The organism is Chachezhania sediminis, assembly GCF_009765275.1.
GTDB classification, from domain to species: domain Bacteria; phylum Pseudomonadota; class Alphaproteobacteria; order Rhodobacterales; family Rhodobacteraceae; genus Chachezhania; species Chachezhania sediminis.
Window position 1 is genome coordinate 167,634 of sequence record NZ_VOPH01000001.1, and the last position, 22,070, is coordinate 189,703.

At 65.9% G+C, this 22,070-nt stretch carries 15 protein-coding genes; 8 read left to right on the forward strand and 7 right to left on the reverse strand.

What is annotated here, in order from left to right; genetic code table 11:
- Window positions 1-50: 50 nt before the first annotated feature.
- Window positions 51-650 carry a helix-turn-helix domain-containing protein gene (locus FQK05_RS00805; RefSeq protein WP_407644484.1) on the reverse strand — a complete coding sequence of 200 codons (600 nt, stop codon included), beginning with the start codon at window positions 648-650 and terminating at the stop codon, window positions 51-53.
- A gap of 234 nt (window positions 651-884) precedes the next feature.
- On the opposite strand from FQK05_RS00805, the gene FQK05_RS00810 reads away from it, so the two are divergent.
- The 4 genes from FQK05_RS00810 (at window position 885) to FQK05_RS00825 (ending at window position 6,456) form a co-directional block, all read left to right on the forward strand.
- Window positions 885-2,414: a class I adenylate-forming enzyme family protein gene (locus FQK05_RS00810; protein ID WP_158963654.1), complete on the forward strand. Its 1,530-nt coding sequence runs from the start codon at window positions 885-887 to the stop codon at window positions 2,412-2,414.
- 66 nt (window positions 2,415-2,480) lie between these two features.
- Window positions 2,481-3,176 carry a DsbA family oxidoreductase gene (locus FQK05_RS00815; RefSeq protein ID WP_158963656.1) on the forward strand — a complete coding sequence of 232 codons (696 nt, stop codon included), beginning with the start codon at window positions 2,481-2,483 and terminating at the stop codon, window positions 3,174-3,176.
- A gap of 240 nt (window positions 3,177-3,416) precedes the next feature.
- Window positions 3,417-4,652, forward strand: a complete 1,236-nt coding sequence (locus FQK05_RS00820) for an MFS transporter (RefSeq protein ID WP_158963658.1) — start codon at window positions 3,417-3,419, stop codon at window positions 4,650-4,652.
- 112 nt (window positions 4,653-4,764) lie between these two features.
- Window positions 4,765-6,456, forward strand: a complete 1,692-nt coding sequence (locus tag FQK05_RS00825) for a tetratricopeptide repeat protein (RefSeq protein WP_158963660.1) — start codon at window positions 4,765-4,767, stop codon at window positions 6,454-6,456.
- A gap of 59 nt (window positions 6,457-6,515) precedes the next feature.
- Here FQK05_RS00825 and FQK05_RS00830 read toward each other — a convergent pair whose 3' ends face one another.
- The 3 genes from FQK05_RS00830 to FQK05_RS00840 all read right to left on the reverse strand — a co-directional run bounded on the left by FQK05_RS00830 (window position 6,516) and on the right by FQK05_RS00840 (window position 11,892).
- Window positions 6,516-7,388, reverse strand: coding sequence for an NAD-dependent epimerase/dehydratase family protein (locus FQK05_RS00830; protein ID WP_158963662.1), 873 nt, complete (start codon window positions 7,386-7,388; stop codon window positions 6,516-6,518).
- Between the two features lie 338 nt (window positions 7,389-7,726).
- A complete protein-coding gene (locus FQK05_RS00835; protein ID WP_158963664.1) occupies window positions 7,727-10,282 on the reverse strand; it encodes a penicillin-binding protein 1A in 2,556 nt (851 codons plus the stop codon).
- Window positions 10,283-10,614: 332 nt separating this feature from the next.
- On the reverse strand, window positions 10,615-11,892 hold the full coding sequence (locus tag FQK05_RS00840; RefSeq protein WP_199252569.1) for an N-acetylmuramoyl-L-alanine amidase: 1,278 nt from the start codon (window positions 11,890-11,892) through the stop codon (window positions 10,615-10,617).
- Here FQK05_RS00840 and FQK05_RS00845 point away from each other — a divergent pair.
- The 3 genes from FQK05_RS00845 to FQK05_RS00855 all read left to right on the forward strand — a co-directional run bounded on the left by FQK05_RS00845 (window position 11,891) and on the right by FQK05_RS00855 (window position 15,880).
- Window positions 11,891-13,297: a M48 family metalloprotease gene (locus tag FQK05_RS00845; RefSeq protein ID WP_158963666.1), complete on the forward strand. Its 1,407-nt coding sequence runs from the start codon at window positions 11,891-11,893 to the stop codon at window positions 13,295-13,297. The two genes, FQK05_RS00840 and FQK05_RS00845, sit on opposite strands and share 2 nt — an antisense overlap.
- 2 nt (window positions 13,298-13,299) lie before the next feature.
- Window positions 13,300-14,055: a DsbA family protein gene (locus FQK05_RS00850; RefSeq protein ID WP_407644485.1), complete on the forward strand. Its 756-nt coding sequence runs from the start codon at window positions 13,300-13,302 to the stop codon at window positions 14,053-14,055.
- A 127-nt stretch (window positions 14,056-14,182) separates the two neighbouring features.
- Window positions 14,183-15,880 carry an adenylate/guanylate cyclase domain-containing protein gene (locus FQK05_RS00855; protein WP_158963668.1) on the forward strand — a complete coding sequence of 566 codons (1,698 nt, stop codon included), beginning with the start codon at window positions 14,183-14,185 and terminating at the stop codon, window positions 15,878-15,880.
- A gap of 35 nt (window positions 15,881-15,915) precedes the next feature.
- Here FQK05_RS00855 and ispG read toward each other — a convergent pair whose 3' ends face one another.
- From ispG to hemA, 3 genes are all read right to left on the reverse strand, one after another.
- Window positions 15,916-17,037, reverse strand: a complete 1,122-nt coding sequence (gene ispG, locus FQK05_RS00860; RefSeq protein ID WP_158963670.1) for a flavodoxin-dependent (E)-4-hydroxy-3-methylbut-2-enyl-diphosphate synthase — start codon at window positions 17,035-17,037, stop codon at window positions 15,916-15,918.
- Window positions 17,038-17,149: 112 nt separating this feature from the next.
- Entirely contained in the window at window positions 17,150-18,397 is a 1,248-nt protein-coding gene (locus FQK05_RS00865) for a helix-turn-helix domain-containing protein (RefSeq protein WP_158963672.1), read from the reverse strand.
- Window positions 18,398-18,617: 220 nt separating this feature from the next.
- Complete coding sequence (hemA, locus tag FQK05_RS00870; RefSeq protein ID WP_158963674.1) at window positions 18,618-19,841, reverse strand: 5-aminolevulinate synthase; 1,224 nt, start codon at window positions 19,839-19,841, stop codon at window positions 18,618-18,620.
- Between the two features lie 426 nt (window positions 19,842-20,267).
- Between hemA and FQK05_RS00875 the strand changes: the two genes are divergently transcribed.
- Window positions 20,268-21,647 (forward strand): M20/M25/M40 family metallo-hydrolase, encoded by a 1,380-nt coding sequence (locus FQK05_RS00875; RefSeq protein WP_158963676.1) that lies wholly within the window; start codon window positions 20,268-20,270, stop codon window positions 21,645-21,647.
- The last annotated feature ends 423 nt before the right edge of the window (window positions 21,648-22,070 follow it).

Consider the following 22,070-nt stretch of genomic DNA (forward strand, 5'->3'; position numbering starts at 1 on the left):
AGATGGCGGGCCCATCTTCGCGGTGGGACCAGAGCATGCCCCCCGAACGCTTACACCAGGGACGTCACCCAAAGGATCGTCGCATCCTCGACCGATACGGACACGACATTGTGGCCCATGGCCGCATCGTAATAGGCACTGTCCCCGCGCCGCATCTCCAGCGGTTCGTAGAATTCCGTGTAAAGCCGGATGACCCCGGTCAGGACGTACAGGAACTCTTCCCCATCATGGCGGACCCAGCCATCGAATTCGTCCATCGACCGCGCCCGGATCCGCGCGCGATAGGGCAGCATGTTCTTCCTTGTCAGGCCTTCGGCCAACAGGTCGTGTTCATAGGTCGCCGTCGCGAGCGCCGTGCCCTCGCCCGCGCGGGTGTTCACCATCCGACCGTTCACCTGGCCACGCTTGGGCGGCGTGAACAGCTGCGGCACCGAAATCTCCAGCCCGACGGCCAGCTTCTTCAGGGCGTCATAGGTGGGCGACATCTGCCCGTTCTCGATCTTCGACAGGGTCGACCGGGCCAGCCCGGCCTGGCTGGCCGCCTGTTCCAGCGTCCAGTTCCGGGCCTTGCGCAGGTCGCGCACCCGCTGGCCCAGGTCCAGCGGCTCTCCGAAATGCTCCTCGCCGCTGCCGCGGGCAATGCGCAGGATGGCGGGCTGGTCGCTGTCGTCTTCGGGCTTGGCTGGGTGCAATGTCGGGGTCCTCATCTGCCGGCGGCTACGGCGTATCCGGGCGCAGGACTGATTGCCATGGAAACGCAGTCCGTTCAACTCGGGCCGCACCGGCACGGGAACTCTCACAGGTGGTCCCTCACATAGGGACCGTCATCCGGGAGGCCTTCATCCGGCTTGCATCGGTTGCATCCTCGCGCTAGCCGGGGGCGCATGGTGTCCCTCTACGATCGCGGCGCCCCGGCGCCCTGCCCCGCTTCCTTCAACATGGCCGCTCATGTGCTGGGCCGTGCCGCCTCTGTCCCCGACAAGACGGCGCTTGCCGTGCTTGGCCCCGACGGGGCCCGGACCTGGACCTATGCAGCGCTGGAAGCGGCCGTCCGCGGCACCGGCACGGGCCTCTTGCAGGCAGGCCTTGCCCCCGGCGACATCGTCCTGATGCGGCTGGGCAATACGGTCGACTTCCCCATCGCCTATCTGGGCGCGCTGGCCGCCGGCCTGGTGCCGGTCCCCACCTCGTCTCAGCTGACAACGCCGGAAGTCGCCAAGATGCTGGCCGACCTGTCCCCCGCCGCCGTGCTGCACGCGCCCGAGGCCGCGACGGCCCCCCACGACCGGACCATCCCGCTGGACCAATTGCAGGCCATGCGCGCGCTGCCGCCCTGCGACTGGCAGATGGGGGATCCGGACCGGCTGGGCTATATCGTCTATACCTCCGGCACCTCGGGCAAGCCGCGGGCCGTGGGCCACGCGCACCGTGCGATCTGGGCGCGCCGGATGATGATCGACGGCTGGTACGGCCTGACGGGCGAAGACCGACTGCTCCATGCCGGCGCCTTCAACTGGACCTTCACGCTGGGCACCGGGCTGATGGATCCCTGGACCATGGGCGCCACGGCGCTGATCCCGGAACCCGGCACCGATCTTGGCGCGCTGCCCGATCTTCTGGCGCAGCACCAGGCCACGATCTTTGCCGCGGCCCCCGGGGTTTACCGCAAGATCCTGACGGGCCGCGACCGGATCCCGCTGCCCGCGCTGCGCCATGGTCTGACGGCCGGCGAAAAGCTGTCGAAGCCGCTCCACATGGCGTGGAAGACCGCCACGGGGACCGAGCTTTACGAGGCTTACGGCATGTCGGAGTGTTCGACCTTCATCTCGTCCAGCCCATCGCACCCGGTGCGGGGCGACACGCTGGGCCGGCCGCAGAAGGGGCGTCGCGTGGCGATCCTGAAGGCCGGCGACACCGACGACACCCAGCCCCTTCCCAATGCCAGCGAGGGTGTGATCGCCATCCACCGGTCGGATCCGGGGTTGATGCTGGGCTATCTGAATGCGCCGGAAGACACCGCCGCCCGCTTCCGCGGCGACTGGTTCGTCACCGGCGATCTGGGCGCGATGGCGGAAGACGGAGAGATTTCCTATCTGGGCCGGGCGGACGACATGATGAATGCCGGCGGCTTCCGGGTGTCCCCGCTGGAGGTAGAGGCCGCGCTGGCGCCCCATCCGGGCATCACGGCCGTCGGCGTCACGGATGTGGAGGTCAAGGCCGACACAAGGATCATCGTCGCCTTCTATACCGGTCCCGAACCGCTGGACGAGTCAGCCCTTGCAGCTTATGCTGAGGAACGGATCGCGCGGTACAAGCTGCCGCGCGCCTTCGTGCACCTGTCGGAATTGCCGGCAGGCGCCAATGGCAAACTCTCGCGTCGTGCCTTGCGTGGACTGTTCCCCAAACGCACCTGATCTGACGAGACCCGGCCGACTGCACCGGCAAGGCATAAGTGTGCCCTGACGGGGAAACGGAGCATGATGAGCGACCAGACCGACACCGTGGAGACCGCCGACGGCACCGGACCGTCCGTCCCGCCCGTGCGCCTGGACATCCTGTCGGACCCGATCTGCCCGTGGTGTTTCATCGGCAAGACGATGCTGGACCAGGCCCTGGCGCAGGTGCCGGACCATCCGTTCACCATCGAATGGCATCCGTTCCAGCTGAACCCCGATATGCCCGCCGGCGGCATGGACCGCCGCGACTATCTGGAAGCCAAGTTCGGCGGCCAGCAGGGCGCGGTGAAGGCCTATCTGCCCGTCGTCGAAAAGGCGGCCGAGGCCGGGCTGACCATCGACTTCGAAGCGATGGAACGCACGCCCAACACGCTGGACGCGCACCGGCTGATCCACTGGGCCGGGATCGAGGGCCACCAGCAGGAAGCCGTCGATGCCCTGTTCCGCGCCTATTTCCAGGAAGGACGCGACATCGGCGACCACGAGGTGCTGGGCGACATCGCCGACACGATCGGGCTGGACGCGGCCGTCGTGCGCAGGCTCCTCGATTCGGACGCGGACAAGGACGACATCCGCGCGCGCGATGCCCACAGCCGCAAGATGGGCGTGACATCCGTCCCGACCTTCATCGTGGCAGGCAAGCATGCCGTGCCCGGCGCCCAGCCGGCAGAGCTGTGGGTCAAGGTGATCGAGGAACTGAAGTCCGGCGCCCTGGCCTGAGGTCGCGGCCGGGCCACGGGCCCGGCTTCACAAAGGTTTCGCGCCGACCATCCGAATATTTCGCGCGGGCCGTCCGCTGTCTGGTCGTCACACGCGGACCCGGCCTGCCGAATGCGCACAGATGTCCCGAGCATTCCCGAAATGCTGCTGTGCAGAATTGCGCAGATGCATCAACTTCGTTGATAGTGGTGTCGTAACGGCCGCCGTGCTACCGCCAATGGCAATGTGAAAGGCTTTCCAATGAACGTCGGTATTTCTCGTGTCGAGCTGGTCGCTCTGCTGGCGGTGATGTTCGCGTCCATCGCGTTTTCGATCGATGCCATGCTGCCGGCCCTGCCGGACATCGGCGCCGAGCTGAGCGCCGGGCACACCAACCGGGCGCCGCTGATCCTGAACATTTTCGTCATCGGTCTTGGACTGGGAACGCTGATCGTGGGACCGGTGTCCGACGCCATCGGGCGGCGCACGACGATCACGATTGGGATCCTGATCTATATCGTGGGCGCGGTGCTGTCCTGGCAGGCGCAGTCGCTGGAAATGCTGCTGGTTGCGCGTCTTCTGCAGGGTGCGGGCGCTGCGGCCCCGCGCGTGGTGGGAACCGCCGTCCTGCGCGACCTGTTCCACGGGCGCGAGATGGCCAAGCTGATCTCGATCGTCATGATGATCTTCGTGCTGTTCCCGGCCTTCGCGCCGCTGATCGGCACCGCCATCATCTCGGTCGCGGGCTGGCGCGGGATCTTCCTGGGCTTCGTGATCTTCGCCGTCGTCCAGCTGATCTGGGTCCGCATCCGCCTGCCGGAAACGCTGCCCCCCGAACGCCGCCGCCCGATGCGCCGGCACGAGATCGCGGCCGCCGTCCGCGAACTGGCGTCGAACCCGACCGTGCGGCTGTCGACCGTGGTGCAGGCACTGGCCATGGGCACCATGTTCACCATGCTGATGATGGTTCAGCCGGTCTTCTTCGACCTGTTCGACATGGCGGAAAGCTTTCCCCGCTGGTTTGCCATGGTGGCCCTGTTCTCGGGCGCGGCCAGCCTGCTGAACGCCAGTCTGGTCGTTCGGCTGGGCATGCGCCGGCTGGTCATCGTGTCGATGTCCGGACAGGTGGTCGTCGGCACGGTCATCGCGATCTATGCCGCCTACAACCCGACCATGACGGGGGCCTTCCCGCTATACCTGCTGTGGATGTGTTCGGTCTTTGCCATGGTCGGCCTGACCGTCGGCAACCTGAACGCCATCGCCCTGGAACCGGTCGGCCATATCGCGGGCACCGCGGCATCTGTCGTGGCGGCGCTGTCGACGATCACGGCGTCGGTCCTGGCGATCCCCGTGGGCATGACCTTTAACGGCTGGCTGACACCGCCCGCGATCGGCATCGTCATCATGTGCGCCGTCGGCGTCTGGCTGATGCGGGTCATGGAACGGTCCGAAGGCCGGCTGGGCGGCGCCCCCAGCGCGGCGCACCACCCACACTGAACGTGTTGCGACCGCGACCCCTGACCGGGCCGCGGCGTTTGCGCCCAGCGGAGGACATTCCGCCAGCGGGCAGAGTGCGCTAGGTTTCCCGTACTCACGAGGGAGCGCGCCCATGTCCGGCTATGACTACGATCTTGGCACCTACAGCTGTCCCGTCACCACGACCTCGGTCGAGGCGCAGGCCTGGTTCGACCGCGGCCTGATCTGGACCTATGGCTACAACCATGGCGAGGCGGTGAAGTGCTTCCGGCGCGCGCTGGAACACGACCACGACTGTGCGATGGCGCATTGGGGCGTGGCCTATGCCTCGGGCCCCAATTACAACATGCCTTGGAAGCGTTACGACGACGCCGGCCGGGCCGCGGCGCTGGCGGAATGCCGTGCAGCGACCAAGGCGGCGCTGGGCGCCATGGCCCGGCGACAGGTGACCCCGGTCGAGGCCGCGCTGATCGATGCCCTGCCCGCCCGCTATCCGCAGTCGACGCCCGAACCCCACATGCACGACTGGGACCACGATTTCGCCGACGCGATGCGGCAGGCCTTCGCGGCCCATCCCGATCACATGGACCTTCGCACGGTCTATGTGGAAGCCCTGCTGAACCTGACACCCTGGCAGATGTGGAACCTGCCCAAGGCGGCGCCCGCCGACGGTGCCGCGACCCTGGAAGCGCAGAAGGTGCTGGAAGATGCCTTTGCCAGTGTGCCCGGCGCCATGGCGCATCCGGGGCTGCTGCACCTTTATGTCCACCTGATGGAAATGTCGCCCTTCCCGGAAAAGGCGCTGAAGGCGTCGGACGTTCTGCGCACGCTGGTGCCCGATGCCGGGCACCTGGTCCACATGGGCACCCATATCGACGTGCTGTGCGGCCACTATCATAATGTCGTCCACTGGAACCAGGTGGCCGCCGCGGCGGACCGCAAGTACTTCGACCGCGAAGGCGCCTACAACATCTATTCCGGCTACCGGATGCACGACTATCACTTCATCATCTACGGCGCGATGTTCCTGGGCCAGTTCCAGCCCGCGATCGATGCCATCCGCGAAATGTGGGAAACGGTGCCGGAGGAGATGATCCGCATCGTTTCGCCCCCCATGGCCGACTATTACGAAAGCTACCTGGCGATGGAGCCGCATATCCACGTTCGCTTTGGCCGCTGGGAAGACGCCATCGCCATGAAGCTGCCCGAGGATCCCGAGCTCTACTGCACCCTGACGGCCTATACCCACTATGCCCGGACCGTTGGCTATGCCGCAACCGGACGCGTGGCCGAAGCGGAACTGGAGGAGCAGAAGTTCCTCGACGCCTGCGCGCGGGTGCCGGAAAGCCGCCTGATGCACAACAACCGCGTCGTCGACCTGCTGGCCGTGGCCCGGGAAATGGCCCGGGGCGAGATCGAGTATCGCAAGGGGAACTATGACGAAGCCTGGGCCGCTCTGCGCCGGTCGGTCGCGCTGGACGATGCGCTGCCCTATGACGAGCCCTGGGGCTGGATGCAGCCCACCCGCCATGCGCTGGGCGCACTGATGTTCGAACAAGGCCTCGTGGCCGAGGCCGAGGCGGTCTATCGCGAGGATCTGGGACTGGGCGGGCAGCTGTCCCGCGCGACCGTGCACCCTGATAACGTCTGGAGCCTGCGGGGCCTTTACGACTGCCTGAAGGCGCGCGGCGAAACCGTGGAGCTCGTACAGATCCGGCAGCGGCTGGACCTGGCGCTGGCCCGGGCCGACCGGGCGGTTGCGGCGTCTTGTTTCTGTGCACAGGCCGCGATGAAGGTCGCGGCACCGGCCTGCTGCGCCAGCTGAAGCATTCCGAATACTGGCCGGCCTACGCCGACCGGATCGGCGCAGGACCGGGCGTGGCCCTAGCGGGCCAGCCCCTGCCGGAAGGTGCGATAGAACGGGGTCCAGTCCAGCAACTGCTTGGCCCGCACATTCGACAGCCGGAACGACGGCAGCGTTTCCGCCCCGCCTTCCCGCATGCCGATGTGACCCGAGGATTCCATCACGTGGTGGAACAGCGTCCGCCATGTGACCGGTTCATCGTCGCAGACGATCATCGTGCCGCCCGCGGGCCAGAGTTTCAGCGCCGCCGCGGCCGCATTGGCCATGTCGGCGACATGGACCAGCGAGACATAGCCGCTGCCGTCGCCCGGCAACTTCATCCGGCCGCGGGCGGCCTGTTCGAACCAGTGATCGTCCTTGCCGGTGCCGGGGCCATAGAACAGCCCGCCCCGCAGGATCAGCCATTCCAGGCCGGAACTGCGCACGCGGTCTTCCATCGTTAGGGCCGCGGCAAAGGCACGGGTCGCCACGGTATCCTCGTTCGACTGGTAATACTGGTCCTCGTCGCCCCAGCGATCGTCGCCGGTGGCGTTGACCATGCCGATGCTGTGCTGAAGCATCCGGGTGGTGCCGGCGCGGCGGCAGGCCTCGATCAGCGACAGCGTGCCCTTTTCCCGCAGGATGTCGTTGGCGGCAAAGTTGCCGCGCCCCGACGGGCCCGGCAGGGCCGAGGTCAGGTTGACCACCGTGTTGCAGCCTTCGATCGCATAGGCCACGGCGTCGGTGTCGAAGATGTCGGCAGTCCGGATTTCGCACCCGCACGCACGGGCGGTGCCCGCGGCATCGGGGCGGCGGACGATGGCCCTGACGGAATGACCGGCATCGCAGAGCACCGGGATCAGGTGCCGGGCAAAGACGCCGTTGGCGCCCAGGATTGCAATGGTTTCGGTCATCGGCAGCACTTTCCCCGGGTCCGAACTCTTTTTCAGCCTTGCTGTCCAGCCTGTCGGCCGGGCGCGCAAAAGGTATGGCGACGGTTGAGTTCTGCCCGCCGTCGCCTTTCCGTGTCCTCTCGAAGCGTCACCCGTCCCGATGCCGCCTGGGCCCCGCCGGTCATGCCGGCAGCGCCAGTCACCTCACCTGTGCAACCGCACCCAATGCGGCCGCCGATGTCCCTTGCCGGTTGCCCGGTGACAGAAGATCTCCACCCCTTCTGCGGGGACCAGGTTCGGTATGGATCCGGGCACCGGGGCGGCGGGGTCGTCCCGCCGGCCGCGGCCGGCCGGATCCGTCAGTATAGTCCGCCGGAACTGATCGTTCCGACACTGGCCCGAGGACCGACATAGGCCTTCTTGCCAGATGTGCTTTCTACCGTCCCGCCCTGACGACCGGCCAGCACCTCGTCAAAGAGACGCGTATTGGCCGTCATCGCGAAGCCGCCATCGTAAGTCCGGCCGAAGATCGTGTTGACCCCGTCGCGGAAGTATTCGGCCACGACGTAATCGCCTTCGGCATTGTCGGCCATCTGCTCGCCGGTGATGCGGTTGATCTTAATGAAGTGGCCGCCCGGCGGCACCTCGAATTCGCCGCCGCCGTATTTCTTCACGGCTTCGGTCATGAACGCCTGGAATACCGGGCCGCACATGCCGCCGCCGGATGCGCCCCGTCCCATCGAATGCGGAGAATCGTACCCGATATAGCAGCCCGCGACGATGTTCGACGTGAAGCCGATGAACCAGACGTCGCGCGCATCGTTGGTGGTGCCCGTCTTGCCCGCGGTGGGCACCGGCAGGTTTACCGTGCGCGAGGCGGTTCCGCGTTCCACCACCCCCTGCATCATCGAGGTCAGCTGGTAGGCGGTGATCGGGTCCATCACGCGTTCGCGGTCCGACACGATCCGGGGCGCTTTGCCGCCGTCCAGTTCGACCATCTGGCATTCCAGGCACTGGCGCTTGTCGTGGCGATAGATCGTGCGACCATACCGGTCCTGGATCCGGTCGACCAGCGTGGGCTCCACACGTTCGCCGCCGTTGGCGAACATCGCATAGGCCGCAACCATGCGGTACAGCGTCGTCTCCTCGGACCCCAGTGCGGAGGCCAGGTAACCGCCCATCTTGTCGTAGACACCGAATTTTTCAGCATAGCCCGCGACGATGGGCATGCCCACCTCCTGCGCCAGACGGACGGTCATCAGGTTCCGCGACCGTTCGATGCCGGTCCGCAGCGGCGCGGGCCCGTAATACTTGTTCGATGCGTTCTTCGGACGCCACAGGCCCTGGGGCGTGTTCACCTCGATCGGCGCATCGACGACGATGGTCGCGGGCGTATAGCCGGAATCCAGCGCCGCGGCATAGACGAAGGGCTTGAACGACGATCCCGGCTGACGCATCGCCTGTGTCGCGCGGTTATAGACCGAATCCTGGTACGAGAAACCGCCCTGCATCGCCAGAACGCGGCCGGTGTTGACATCCATCGCCATGAACGCGCCCTGCACCCGCGGGATCTGCCGCAGCGTCCAGCGGATGAACTCGCCCGTGTTGTCGTCGGTCATCCGCCGGACATAGACGACATCGCCGACGTCCAGCAGATCGCCCGCCACCTTGGCCTGCCGGCCGCGAGAGCCGTCCTTGTTGACCTTGCGTGCCCACTGCACGTCCTTGGCGGGGATCCAGTTTCCGCCTTCGGCATTCGGCACGCCTTCGATCCCGATGCGCGCGTCGGAACTTCCGACCTCCAGGACCACGGCGGGGAACCAAGGCCCTTCGGAGGTGTCGATGTCGCGCGGGATATCCGCGGCGGCCAGCGCCTCGCGCCAGTCACCGGCCAGCTCCTCGGGCGTCAGGGTCGCTTCGGTCCCGTGCCACAGGCCCAGGCTGCGGTCGTATTTTTCCAGCCCGTCCCGCAGCGCATAGGCGGCCTTGACCTGCATTTCCTCGTCGATGGTGGCGCGCACCGTCAGACCGCCGGTAAAGAACTCGCCCTCTCCGAACGTGTCGGTGACCTGGCGCCGGATTTCGTCCGTGAAATAGTCCCGCGGCGGCAGAGCCATGCGGAAGCTTTCGAAATCGCCGTTCTGCACCGATTGCAGCGGCGCGGCACGCTCGACCTCGTATTCTTCCTTGGTCAGGTAGCCGTTCTGGTACATTTCGCGCAGCACGTAGTTGCGGCGCGCCAGCAGGCGCTCCTTGCGGCGGACCGGGTGATAGTCCGACGGCGCCTTGGGCATCGAGGCCAGCATAGCCGCCTCGTGCGGGGCCAGTTCCGCCAGCGTCTTGTTGAAATAGGTCTGCGAGGCGGCGGCCACGCCATAGGAGTTCTGACCCAGGAAGATCTCGTTCAGATAGAGCTCCAGGATCTGGTCCTTGGTCAGCGTGTTCTCCAGCCGTGCGGCCAGGATGATTTCCTTGATCTTCCGTTCCGCTTGCCGGTCGCCGGACAGAAGGAAGTTCTTCACCACCTGTTGCGGGATGGTCGAGGCGCCCCGCACGTTCTGGCCGCGGGACTTCACCGCGTCGAACATGGCCGACAGGATGCCCCGCGGGTCATAGCCGGCGTGGTGATAGAAATTCTTGTCCTCGGCCGAGATGAAGGCCTGCTTCACAAGGTCGGGAATTTCGTCGGCAGAAGCGAAAAGGCGCCGTTCGCGGGCGAATTCGTCGATCAGGTTCCCTTCGCCCGAATAAATCCGGCTGATCGTGGGCGGCTGGTACTGGGCCAGCGATTCGTGGCTGGGCAGGTCGCGGGCATACATCCAGAAGATGCCGCCGATGGTCAGCGCGACCATCAGAATGCCCAAGGCAACGAAGGAAAAGATCCCTCCGAAAAAAGACAAGACGAACCGTGTCACGAAAGCTGCTGCGCCTCTCAGGGAGACCCCGAGCACAAGGGGTCGGAACCTCATTGTATAAAGCCGCAGGCACGAAGGGTCAAAACCGTTCCTTGCCCGTTTCGGCCGGATTATTCCGCACTGCGGTATCGGAGCGTTCTACTGTCCCTGCCCATCCGGCCGCAACCCGATACAGCCGGTTGTATAGCGCCACGCCAGACACCCCTGCGTGATCGCATCGTGTTGCACCGGCAGCATGGGCCCGACAAGAGCCGGACGCGGCCGATCTCACGCCACGTTTACCGTGATGGTGACCCAGGGGGCTGAAGATCGGATTAACGTAGCGTCCTGCCCTATTGGCGGACCAGCGAATGCCGGGCGGCGTCCTGGACGCGCCAGGAGTCCAGCCCGCGCCGGATGCCGCGGGCCAGTCCAAGGCGCCAGTTCGGGTCCTGCAGGTTGCGGAAATCCCGCGGGCTGGACATGAAGCCGATTTCGATCAGGACGGACGGGACATCGGCCGATTTCAGAACCGAAAAGGCGGCCGACCGCAGCGGGCGGCGGTTCATCGGCCCGCCCGCCTGGCTCATGCCGCTGACAAGGTTCTGAGCCAGGGCCCGCGACCTGGGCTGCGTTTCCTGCCGGGCCAGATCCAGAAGGATCCCTGTCACTTCGTCATCCGTGCGGGTCAGGTCGCTGCCCGAAAGGATATCGCCCCGGTCATGCCGTTCCGCCAGCGTGGCACTGGCGATGTCGGATGCGTCCTCCGACAGGACATGCACCGTCGCCCCGTGGGCCAGGCCGTCCGAAAGCGCATCGGCGTGGAGAGAGATGAACACGTCCGCCCCCGCCGCCCGCGCCATCGAGACGCGCGTTTCCAGCGAGACGAAGCGGTCGTCGTTTCGGGTCAGGATCACCTTGTAGCCACCCGCGCGCAGAAGCTCCTCCTGCAGTTCGCGGGCGAAGGCCAGCATCAGGGACTTTTCCTGAAGCTGCCCGGCCTCGGCCCCAGGATCGATGCCGCCATGGCCCGGATCCAGCACCACCACCAGGGGCGCGTCCGGGTCCCTGGGCGGCATGGGCGACAGGCTTACCGGCGGCAGGTCCCAGCGCGGATCCTGCGGCACCCCAGCGGACGCTGCGAAGGCCGGCGACGACGTTTCTTCCAGAAGAACGGTCAGGGTGGCCGCTCCGGTCGTGTCGTCGACCGTCATCTGGGCCGTCTCGACCGCCAGGGGCGTGGCCAGTTCGGCCACCAGCCGCGACCAGCCGGGGATATAGGTCCCGGCATGGACAGCGGCGATGCGGCCCGGTTCCAGAAGGTCGGACGGGCGGATGCCGGACCAGTCGAGCTTGCGGAAGTCGATCACCAGCCGGGGCGGCGCGGTCAAGGTAAAGATCCGGTACGGCACGGGCCGGGCCAGGTGCAGCACGATTTCCGCCCGGCCGCGGGACAGGTCCCGCAGGTGCGAGCCATCCGAGTCCACGACTGCAGACGCCGTTGGCGTCGTCGGCGCGGTCGTGCCCTGTGCCGGCACGACGCCGGCCGCCGCCAGCGCCAGCACCGCCGCCAGCGCCAGTGCGCGCATCACAATGCGGGGATAACCCTGCGATCCGGTTGAGTTTCCCATGCCCATCTTTCAATGTGCGGCCATGTTTATCGACCGCGCCTTTTGGCCGCCGACACTCCTGCCTCTCCGGGCGAAGGTCAACGGGGCCCGCTGCATCGCACTGGGTTTCCTTGCCCTTCTGTGCGTTCTTTGCGCCCGTCCGGCCCAGGCCGTCACGCTGTTGCGTGATGCCGGCATGGAATATGGGCTTGGCCAGATCTCAGCCCCGATCCTGCAGGCCGCGGGGCTTAGCCCCAATCGCGTGCGGGTCCTGATCATCGACGATTCCAGCTTCAATGCCTTCGTCATCGACCGGTCCACCATCTTCATCCATTCCGGCCTGATCGCGAAATCCAAGGATGTCGAGGTGCTTCAGGCCGTCATCGCGCACGAGGCCGGGCATATCGCCAACGGCCATATCGTGAGGCGCAACCTGAACATGGCCAATGCCCGGACCGTGGCGGGCCTGGGCTCGGCGCTGGGATTGATCGCGGCGACAGCCGGCGGCGGGGAGGCCGCCGCAGGCCTGGCCATCGGCATCCAGTCTTCTGCCACGCGGTCCTTCCTGGGCCACACCCGGGCCGAGGAATCTGCCGCGGACCGGGCCGCGGCGGATTACCTGCGCCGGGCCGGTATCGGCGCGCAGGGGCTGATCAACCTGCACGAGACGTTCAAGGGTCAGGAAGTGTTAAGCGTGGGGCGGCAGGATCCCTACATGCAGTCGCACCCCCTGACCCGTGACCGGATTCGCGCGGCCGAGGCCTATGTCGCCGCCAATGGCGCGGGCCCCGGGCCCAGCGATAACGACCGTTATTGGTTCGCACGCGTCAAGGGCACGCTGACCGCCTTCGACCGTTCCCCGAAATGGACGCTGGCCCGCGCGGCCGAGGAACCCTGGCCCGATGTCACCAAGCTGCGCGAGGCGATCGCTTGGCACCAGAACCGCAACCTGCCCAAGGCGCTGGCCGCCATCGACGCCGCCATCGCCATCCGCCCGCAGGATCCCTTCTATCGCGATCTGAAGGGCCAGATCCTGCTGGAAAACCGGCAGTGGTCCGCCGCGCTGGCCGCATACGGCAAGGCGGTGAACCTGGATCCCGGCGATGCGCTGCTGCGCGGCGACTATGGCCGTGCGCTGCTGGCCAACAAGCAATACAAGGACGCCCAGATCCAGCTGGAAAAGTCGGTGTCGCTGGATCCCCGCAACCCGCCTGTCCTGCGCGATCTGGGACAGGCCTATTCCCGGCTGGGCCAGAATGGCATGGCCTCGCTGGTGACCGCCGAACGCTATGCCCTGGCCGGGCGCCTGGACGATGCCGAAATCCATGCCCGCCGGGCCTATGACCTGCTTCCCAAAGGCTCGGCCGCATCGCGGCGGGCCGACGACATTCTGATTGCCGCCAAACAGAGCAAGAAAAGGAAATGACGATGATGCGCCACCTGCGTCCCGGCCTGATGGCCCTGACGACCGCCGGCCTGCTGGCCGGCCCGGCCCTGGCCTTCGACCCCGTCGACATGACGCCCGCGGAACGCGATGCCTTCCGGGCCGAAATCCGCGCCTACCTGCTGGAAAACCCCGAAGTGATCTTCGAGGCGGTCAGCGTCCTGGAAAACCGCCAGGCACAGGAACAGGCGCAAGCCGATTTCGATCTGGTGTCCGATAACGCACAGGAAATCTTCGACGACGGCTTCTCGTGGGTTGGCGGCAATCCCGACGGCGACATCACGCTGGTCGAATTCATGGACTATCGCTGCGGTTACTGCCGCAAGGCAGTGCCCGAAGTGGCCCAGCTTCTGCAAAGCGACGGCAATATCCGCTTCGTTGTCAAGGAATTCCCGATCCTGGGCCCGGCTTCGCTGGTGTCCTCGCGCTTTGCCATCGCGACCAAGCAGGTCGCCGGGGACGAGGCCTATGGCCAGATCCACGACGCACTGATGGAGTTCGGCGGCGAACCGGACGAGGTGACGCTGGCGCGCATGGCCGAAGGGCTGGGCCTGGATCCGCAGCCGATCCTCGATCACATGAACAGCGACGAAGTCAGCCTGGAAATCGCCAAGACCCGCGCGCTGGCGCAGAAGCTGAACATCAGCGGCACGCCGACCTTCGTGCTGGGCGATGAACTGGTCCGCGGCTATGTGCCGGTCGACCGGCTGCAGGACCTGGTGGCCGAAAAACGCGGCTGACATTCGCTGACAACCGATCTCGAGAGGGGGCGTTGTCATGTGCCCCCTCTGGCCGCAGACCGCCACCGAGCATATATTAACCCTGTAAGGTCGTGCGGACGCCGCGACCGGAAAGGGCTTCTGGACCATGCGCAGCCGGCTGGCGGTAATCCTCGTTGCGGACGTGGTGGGCTATACCCGTCTGATGGCGGAAGACGAGGCGCGCGCCATTGCCGCCGTCACCTCCCTGCGGGACAGTCATCTTGAACCCCGGGTCGAAACCCATGGCGGCGAAGTGCTGAAGCGGCTGGGCGACGGCTGGATCCTGGCTTTCGGGTCGGTCACGGCGGCCGTCAAATGCGCCCGCGACGTGCAGGAAGCGCTGGCCGCCGACCCGTCCCTGACCCTGCGCATCGGCGGCCATCTGGGAGAGATCGTCGAGGACGAGTCGGACTTCTACGGTGCCGGCGTGAACCTGGCGCAACGTCTGCAGAACGAGGCGCCGCCGGGCGGCATCATGGTCAGCCAGGACCTAGTGCGGCAGATGACCGGCGACCTGGCCCACGGGTTCGAGGACGCCGGCAGCTTCGAATTGAAGAACATCCCCTTTCCCGTGCAGGCCTATCAATGGCGCCCGGCCCCCGCCAACCGCAAACAGGCACCGGATTCGGTGCCCAAGATTGCCATCGGCCAGATCGACTGTGCCCCCGACACGGCGGATGCGCAGGCCGCGGCGCAGGATCTGCACGACCAGATCGTGCTGCTGGTCTCGCGCAGGACCGGTGTCCAGGTCGTCGATGAAAAAGCCGACCCCGATTACCTGGTCCGCGGCCGCCTGCGGCTGGCGGGCACCCGCGGGCGGCTGACGCTGTCGCTGCTGGTGGGGGCCGAGGAACGCACTGCCTTTTCAAGAAATTACGAGGGCGACACGTCGGATCCCTTCGCCTTCTGCGACGAGATCGCGGGCTTGGCCGCATCGGACCTGCGCATGCAGACCAGCCGGCTGGACGCTGACCGCGCTGCCCAGATGCCACTGGAACAGATGAGTGTATCGGAGCTGCGCGCGCGTGCCGTCGGCCACATCTATCAGGCGTCGGTCGAAGGGTTCATGGACGCGCGCAACGTCATCGAACGCGCGCTGGAACTCAGCCCCCGGGACCCGGTGTCGCTGGCCATGCGTGCCGGCGCCACCCAGTGGCTGCAGGCCGCCGGCTATGCCGACGTGTCGGACGAGGAATGGGAAGCTTTCGCCGAAGACGTGGCCATCGCGCTGGATGGGGCCCCGAACAGCGACTTTGTCCTGCACACGATGTCGGTGATCAAGATTGTCCACGACCGCGACGCGGCGGCGGCAAAGCACTTTGCCGAACGGTCGCTGGCGATCAGCCCGAAATACATGCTGGGGCAGATGAGCCTGGCCTGGGCCCACCTTCTGGGCGGCGAGATGGAGGCCGGGATCGAGGTGCTGAAACGTGTCGCCGAGCAACTGGAAAACGATCCCTTCCAAGTGAAGATCCTGTTCCAGCTGGCCGCCGCGCAATACTGCCATGGCGACTATGCCCAGGCGCTGGAAACGATTGACCGGGTGATCACGGTGAAGCCGCGGAACCCGCCCTATCACAGGTTCCGCGCGCTGTGTTTCGAGGCAATGGGGGACGAGGCCGGCGCCGCCCGCGCGCGCGAGGCTGCGCGGAACGCCAGGTCCGACCAGATGGAACACTGCGTGCTGCCGCCCCTGCCCGGCCCCTTCGCAGAGCTTCAGGCCAAGATCGGCCCGTCACGCCAGAGCCGCATGTCGCAGGTCCGCGGGCAGGTCATCGATCTGCCCCCGCGCGAAGCCGTCTGACGGAAAAGGGCCGGTCTTGTGCCGGCCCGGCTGACCTATTCGGCAGCTTTCGGCGCTGCGTCGAGTTCCGCGGCCTTCTTCTCGACCTCTTCCACGATGTGATCGATCATCTTCTCGTTCGACATCTTGTGGCTGGCCTTGCCCGCCAGATAGACCATGCCGTGCCCGGCGCCGCCGCCGGTAAAGCCGACGTCAGTCATCAGCGCCTCTCCCGGGCCGTTCACGACGCAGCCGATGATCGACAACGACATCGGCGTCTTGATGTGTTCCAGCCTCTTTTCAAGGGCTTCCACGGTCTTGATGACGTCGAATCCCTGTCGGGCGCAGGACGGGCAGGAAATGATGTTGACCCCGCGATGGCGCAGGCCAAGGCCTTTCAGGATCTCGTAGCCGACCTTGACCTCTTCCACCGGATCGGCGGACAGGCTGACCCGGATCGTGTCGCCGATCCCCATCCACAGCAGGTTGCCAAGGCCGATGGCCGATTTGATCGTGCCGGATGTCAGGCCCCCGGCTTCGGTGATGCCCAGATGGATCGGCGCGTCGGTCGCGTCGGCGATGCCCTGATAGGCGGCAGCGGCCAGAAAGACGTCGGACGCCTTCACGCTGATCTTGTAGTCGCGGAAATCGTTGTCTTCCAGGATCCGGATGTGGTCCAGGCCGCTTTCGACCATCGCCTCGGGGCAGGGTTCGCCATATTTTTCAAGCAGGTGCTTTTCAAGGCTGCCGGCATTCACGCCGATGCGGATGGAACAGCCATGGTCCCGCGCCGCCGCGATCACCTCGCGCACGCGGTCGGGGCTGCCGATGTTGCCCGGGTTGATGCGCAGGCAGGCTGCACCTGCCGCCGCCGCTTCGATGCCCCGGCGGTAGTGAAAGTGGATGTCGGCCACGATCGGAACCGGGCTTTCCGGCACGATTTCCTTCAGCGCCCGCGCCGATGCCTCGTCCGGAACCGAGATGCGGACGATGTCCGCGCCGGCTTCGGCCGCGCGCTGGACCTGCGCCACGGTGGCGGCGACATCGGTCGTGGGCGTGTTGGTCATGGTTTGCACCGAAATCGGCGCGTCGCCACCCACGGGGACATTGCCCACCATGATCTGCCGCGACTTTCGCCGCTCGATATTGCGCCAGGGTCGGACGGGATTATGCGTCATGCGCCAGCCTCCTTGGAGGATCGGGTGAGCGTTGGCGCCTACATAGAACGCCAAGGGGCGCGCCGCAATGCGGGCGCGCCCCTGTTCGCGGCCTGATGCCGGTCGGAATAGTTTATTCGCCGTCGGCGGTGCGAAGCTGCTGGGCCATGGCGTATTGCTTCAGGTCGGCGTCCCGGTTCGGATTGGCCGGGCTGTAGCGTTCCTGCACATCGGCGACGGTCAGGTTCACATCGCTGACCACGGTGCCATTGCCCACGGGGCCGTAAAGCGTGCCTGCGATTTCGAAATAGGCGCCATCGCTGGCCCCCGTCCGCAGCTTCGGCGTGCCTTCGAACGGCGGCAGGTCGAAATGATCGCCCCGCTTCAGCGTGGCCGAAAACAGGACCGATCCATCCGGCGCGGTGATCCGCATCCAGGCATCCCGGACCGCCACGATGCGCAAACCTTCTGGCGCGGCTTCAACAACCTGAGGCTGAGTGACCGGCGGCGGCAGGCCGTCTTCTGTCCGGGCCACCTTGGCCGGGTCGAACATCGAAGAGGTGGACGCGACAGGCGGCAGGCCACTGCCCCGGAAGGTGCCCACGGCGTTCGGATCCAGCGAGGCAATCGGCGCATCGCGCGATACCAGGACCGGCACATCCAGCGCCTGCGGGCGGTAGATCCGGCTAAGCTTTTCCTCGTCCACCGCACGATCGCGTCCGGCCATGGCCTGGGCGCCTGCCCGGTCGATGGCGCCGTTCAGCGGGTCCAGGTCAGTCAGCACAACCGGCGCCTGATCCAGCGGCGCCAGCTGAACCTGCTGGACCTGACGCAGCAGCGTCCAGCCGCCGAAGACCAGCCCACCGATCAGCGTCAACAGAACGACGCTTGACCCGATGGCCCGGAAATCAATGTGGTCGCGCATCTGGCTGCGGCCGCCGCCAAGCCCCGCAAAGGGCTTGTCGGGATCGCCGAAAGGATCACGGTCCTTGCGCATCGTCCCTTGCCGGCTGATCCCGTCCTGCAGGCCCGCCTTGGCGCTGGACGCCCGTTCGGACATGCCGTGGGACACGCTGAAGCCGCTTTCCTTGCAGAATTGCTGGAAAGCATAGTCAGGATCCAGATCCAGATAGCGCGCATAGGATCGCACGTAGCCGGCGATGAAGCCGGGCGTGTCAAAGGCCGAAGGGTCGGCATTCTCGACCGCGGCGATATAGGTCGCCTTGATCCTCAGTTCGCGCTGAACGTCGAGAAGCGACTTCCCGCGGGTCGCGCGTTCGCCGCGCATTACGTCGCCAATCCGGAAGTCATAGTCGTCGAAGCCCTTGGGGCCCTCGACCACTTGGTCATCCGACTCGCGTACAGGTTTACGCCTGATCATCCCAACCAGTTCCTGCGCCCCGCCCCAGTTTCACCCAAACATGCGGCCCGTGACGGGCTTTTTCGCCCTGAAACCACGCTGCCACGTGCACTTAACATTAACAGATTGAATCACTCAGTGATTCCAATTCACTGCCTTTGCAGGTTTTTAGTAGCACAGGCACAGGGCTTTGCACACCGGTCGATACAGGGGACCGCGGGTCCCCGCCTATTCTTGCAGCTTAGCCCGCAAGCTCGGCACGGTTGAGCGCGCAATGCGACCATAGGTTGTCCATGGCATGGACCAGCGCGTCGATTTCGTCCGGACCGTGGACCGGCGACGGGGTGAAGCGCAGCCGTTCCGTGCCCCGCGGGACGGTCGGGAAATTGATCGGCTGGACATAGATGCCGAAGTCTTCCAGCAGCATGTCCGAGATCATCTTGGTATGGACCGGGTCGCCCACGATGACCGGCACGATGTGGCTGCCGTGGTCGATGATCGGCAGGCCCAGCCCCTTCAGGCGGGTCTTCAGGATCTTGGCCTGGGTCTGATGAACCTCGCGGATTTCCGGCGACCGCTTCAGCACGGCAACGGACGTCGCAGCCCCCGCCGCCACCGCCGGCGGCAGAGAGGTGGTAAAGATGAAACCCGGCGCGTAGGATCGCACTGCGTCGCACATCTTTTCGGACGCCGCGATATAGCCGCCCATCACGCCATAGGCCTTGGCGAGCGTCCCGTTGATGATGTCCAGCCGGTGCATCAGCCGGTCCCGTTCCGCCACGCCGCCGCCCCGCGGGCCGTACATGCCCACGGCATGCACCTCGTCGATATAGGTCAGCGCGCCGAATTCGTCGGCCAGGTCGCAGATCGCCTCAATCGGGCCGAAGTCGCCATCCATGGAATAGACGGATTCGAAGGCGATCAACTTCGGCGCCTTCGGATCGTCGGCTGCCAGAAGTGCGCGCAGGTGGTCGGTATCGTTGTGCCGGAAGATCCGCTTGGCCCCGCCATTGCGGCGCACGCCCTCGATCATCGAGGCATGGTTCAGTTCGTCCGAATAGATGATCAGGCCCGGGAACAGCTTCGGCAGCGTCGACAGCGTCGCGTCGTTCGCGATGTAGGCCGAGGTAAAGAGCAGCGCCGATTCCTTGCCGTGCAGGTCGGCCAGCTCTGCCTCCAGCCGCTTGTGATAGACGGTGGTTCCGGAAATGTTGCGCGTGCCGCCCGACCCGGCGCCGGTTGCATCGAGAGCCTCGTGCATCGCCTCCAGGACAGCCGGATGCTGGCCCATGCCCAGGTAGTCGTTGCCGCACCAGACGGTGATCGGACGTTTCGTGCCGTCGGCCCGAGTCCAGGTCGCATGTGGGAACTGGCCGCGATCACGCTCGATATCGATGAAGGTGCGATAGCGGCCCTCGGTGTGGAGTTGCTGAAGTGCGTTGTCGAGCTGGGCAGTGTAATCCACCTGTCGTCTCCGTTCCTGGCCGCGCAGTTTGGCGCGGCGTCCCGTCTTGTGCAGCAACCTAGCCGTATTCAACTTTATGAATTATTAGTTTCAGCCAGATCCCGCAACCTGCGATATGCGGCGGACCCGCCATTGCTTCCTTGACGTCGATCAAATTTGACCCGTCGCGTGGGCGCCAGACTTGCCCCGCAGTGATACGGAAATCAAGTTTGGAACGGAAAAGTGACCGGTCCGTGCGAAAAAGGGTGCCCCGGTCCCTGCCCGCAGCCGACGGGGCGACGTTGCGGCACCGGGCCCTATCCCGGCGGGCGCTGGACACTGCCCTTCCGCCTGCTAGGCTCCGCCGCGACCGCCGGCAGCGGCATCGGCGACCTGCCCACCGCGCCTCCGGCCCAAGGCCCATCATCCCTGAACAGGAGATCCCGCATGACCCTAGACAACGTCCTGTCCCAGATCGACGCCGACCTTCCCCAGGCGCTTGATCGCCTGATGGAACTTCTCCGGATCCCCTCGATCTCGACCGACACCGCCTACAAGGCCGACTGCGACCGAGCCGCCGACTGGCTGGTCGAAGACCTGAAATCCCTGGGCGTCGACGCCGAAAAGCGCGCCACGCCGGGCCATCCGATGGTGGTGGGCCATATCGACGGGCCCGGGCCGCATGTCCTCTTCTACGGCCATTACGACGTGCAGCCGGTCGATCCGCTGAACCTCTGGGACCGCGATCCCTTCGATCCGGAAATTCAGGACACGGCCAAGGGCCGCGTCATCCGTGGCCGCGGTTCGGCCGACGACAAGGGCCAGCTGATGACCTTTGTCGAGGCCTGTCGCGCGTGGAAGGCAATCCACGGATCGCTGCCCTGCAAGATCACCTTCTTCTTCGAAGGAGAAGAGGAATCGGGTTCGCCCTCGCTCGTTCCCTTCATGAAGGAAAACGCGGCCGAGCTGAAAGCCGACATGGCCCTGATCTGTGACACCGGCCTGTTCGAAAGCCGGGTGCCCGCGATCACCACCATGCTGCGCGGCCTTCTGGGCGAGGAACTGACGATCAAGGCAGCCGACAAGGACCTGCATTCCGGCTATTTCGGGGGCGCGGCGGCGAACCCGATCCGGGTCCTGTCGAACGTCATATCGGCGCTTCACGACGAGAACGGCAAGATCACGGTCCCCGGATTCTATGACGGCGTGCCCGAGGTGTCGAATTCCATGCGCGCGCAATGGGACGGCCTGGGCTTCGATGCCGAGGCCTTCCTGGGCGGCGTCGGCCTCTCGGTCCCCGCGGGCGAAAAGGGCCGCTCGGTCCTGGAAATGATCTGGTCGCGCCCCACCTGCGAGGTCAACGGCATCTGGGGCGGCTATACCGGCGACGGCTTCAAGACCGTGATCGCGTCGGAAGCCCACGCCAAGATCAGCTTCCGCCTGGTCGGCGACCAGGACCCGCACGCGATCCGCGAAAGCTTCCGCACCTTTGTCGAAGGCATGCTGCCGGCGGATTGCGCGGTCGAATGGCACGCCCATGGCGCATCGAAGGCGGGCCGTTTCGACACCGACAACCCGGCCTACGAGGCCGCGCGGCAGGCGCTCAGCGACGAATGGCCCGACACGGCCGCCTATATCGGCTGCGGCGGCTCGATTCCCATCGCCGGCCATTTCCAGAACCTGCTGGCCACGCCTCCGGTGCTGATCGGTTTCGGCAAGGACGACGACCAGATCCACTCGCCGAACGAGAAATACGACCTGGAGAGCTTCCACAAGGGCACCCGCAGCTGGGCCCGTATCCTGGCGGCACTGCAACAGGCCGGCTGAACATTTTCGTGGCGGCGGGGCAATCCCCGCCCTACGGGATGCGTCAGCGCCGGCATTGTGGGTTCTGCGGGGGCTCTGCCCCGCCCGCGCGTTGCGCGGACTCCCCCGGAGTATTTGAGAAAAGGAGAAGCCCGGGAGGCGCCTGCCTTCTTCTCTTTCCAAGTACCTCCGGGGGAGACGCGCGCGCGCCCCGCGTGCGCGGCGGGGGCAGCGCCCCCATGCCGGCGGTGGCGAAAACCCCGGGCCGGGATCTGCTCCCAGGGCTTGGGCCCGACACTGGAAAGCGATCGGCCGACACGACACTGCCCCTGAGTATTCAAGGTCGGCACACATCCTTGACGACTCGTGTCACGGCCAATTCCCGAAGAAACCGGCAGGACACGATTACGGTCCAAGCTATTGAAATGAAAGAAAGGCCCGGGG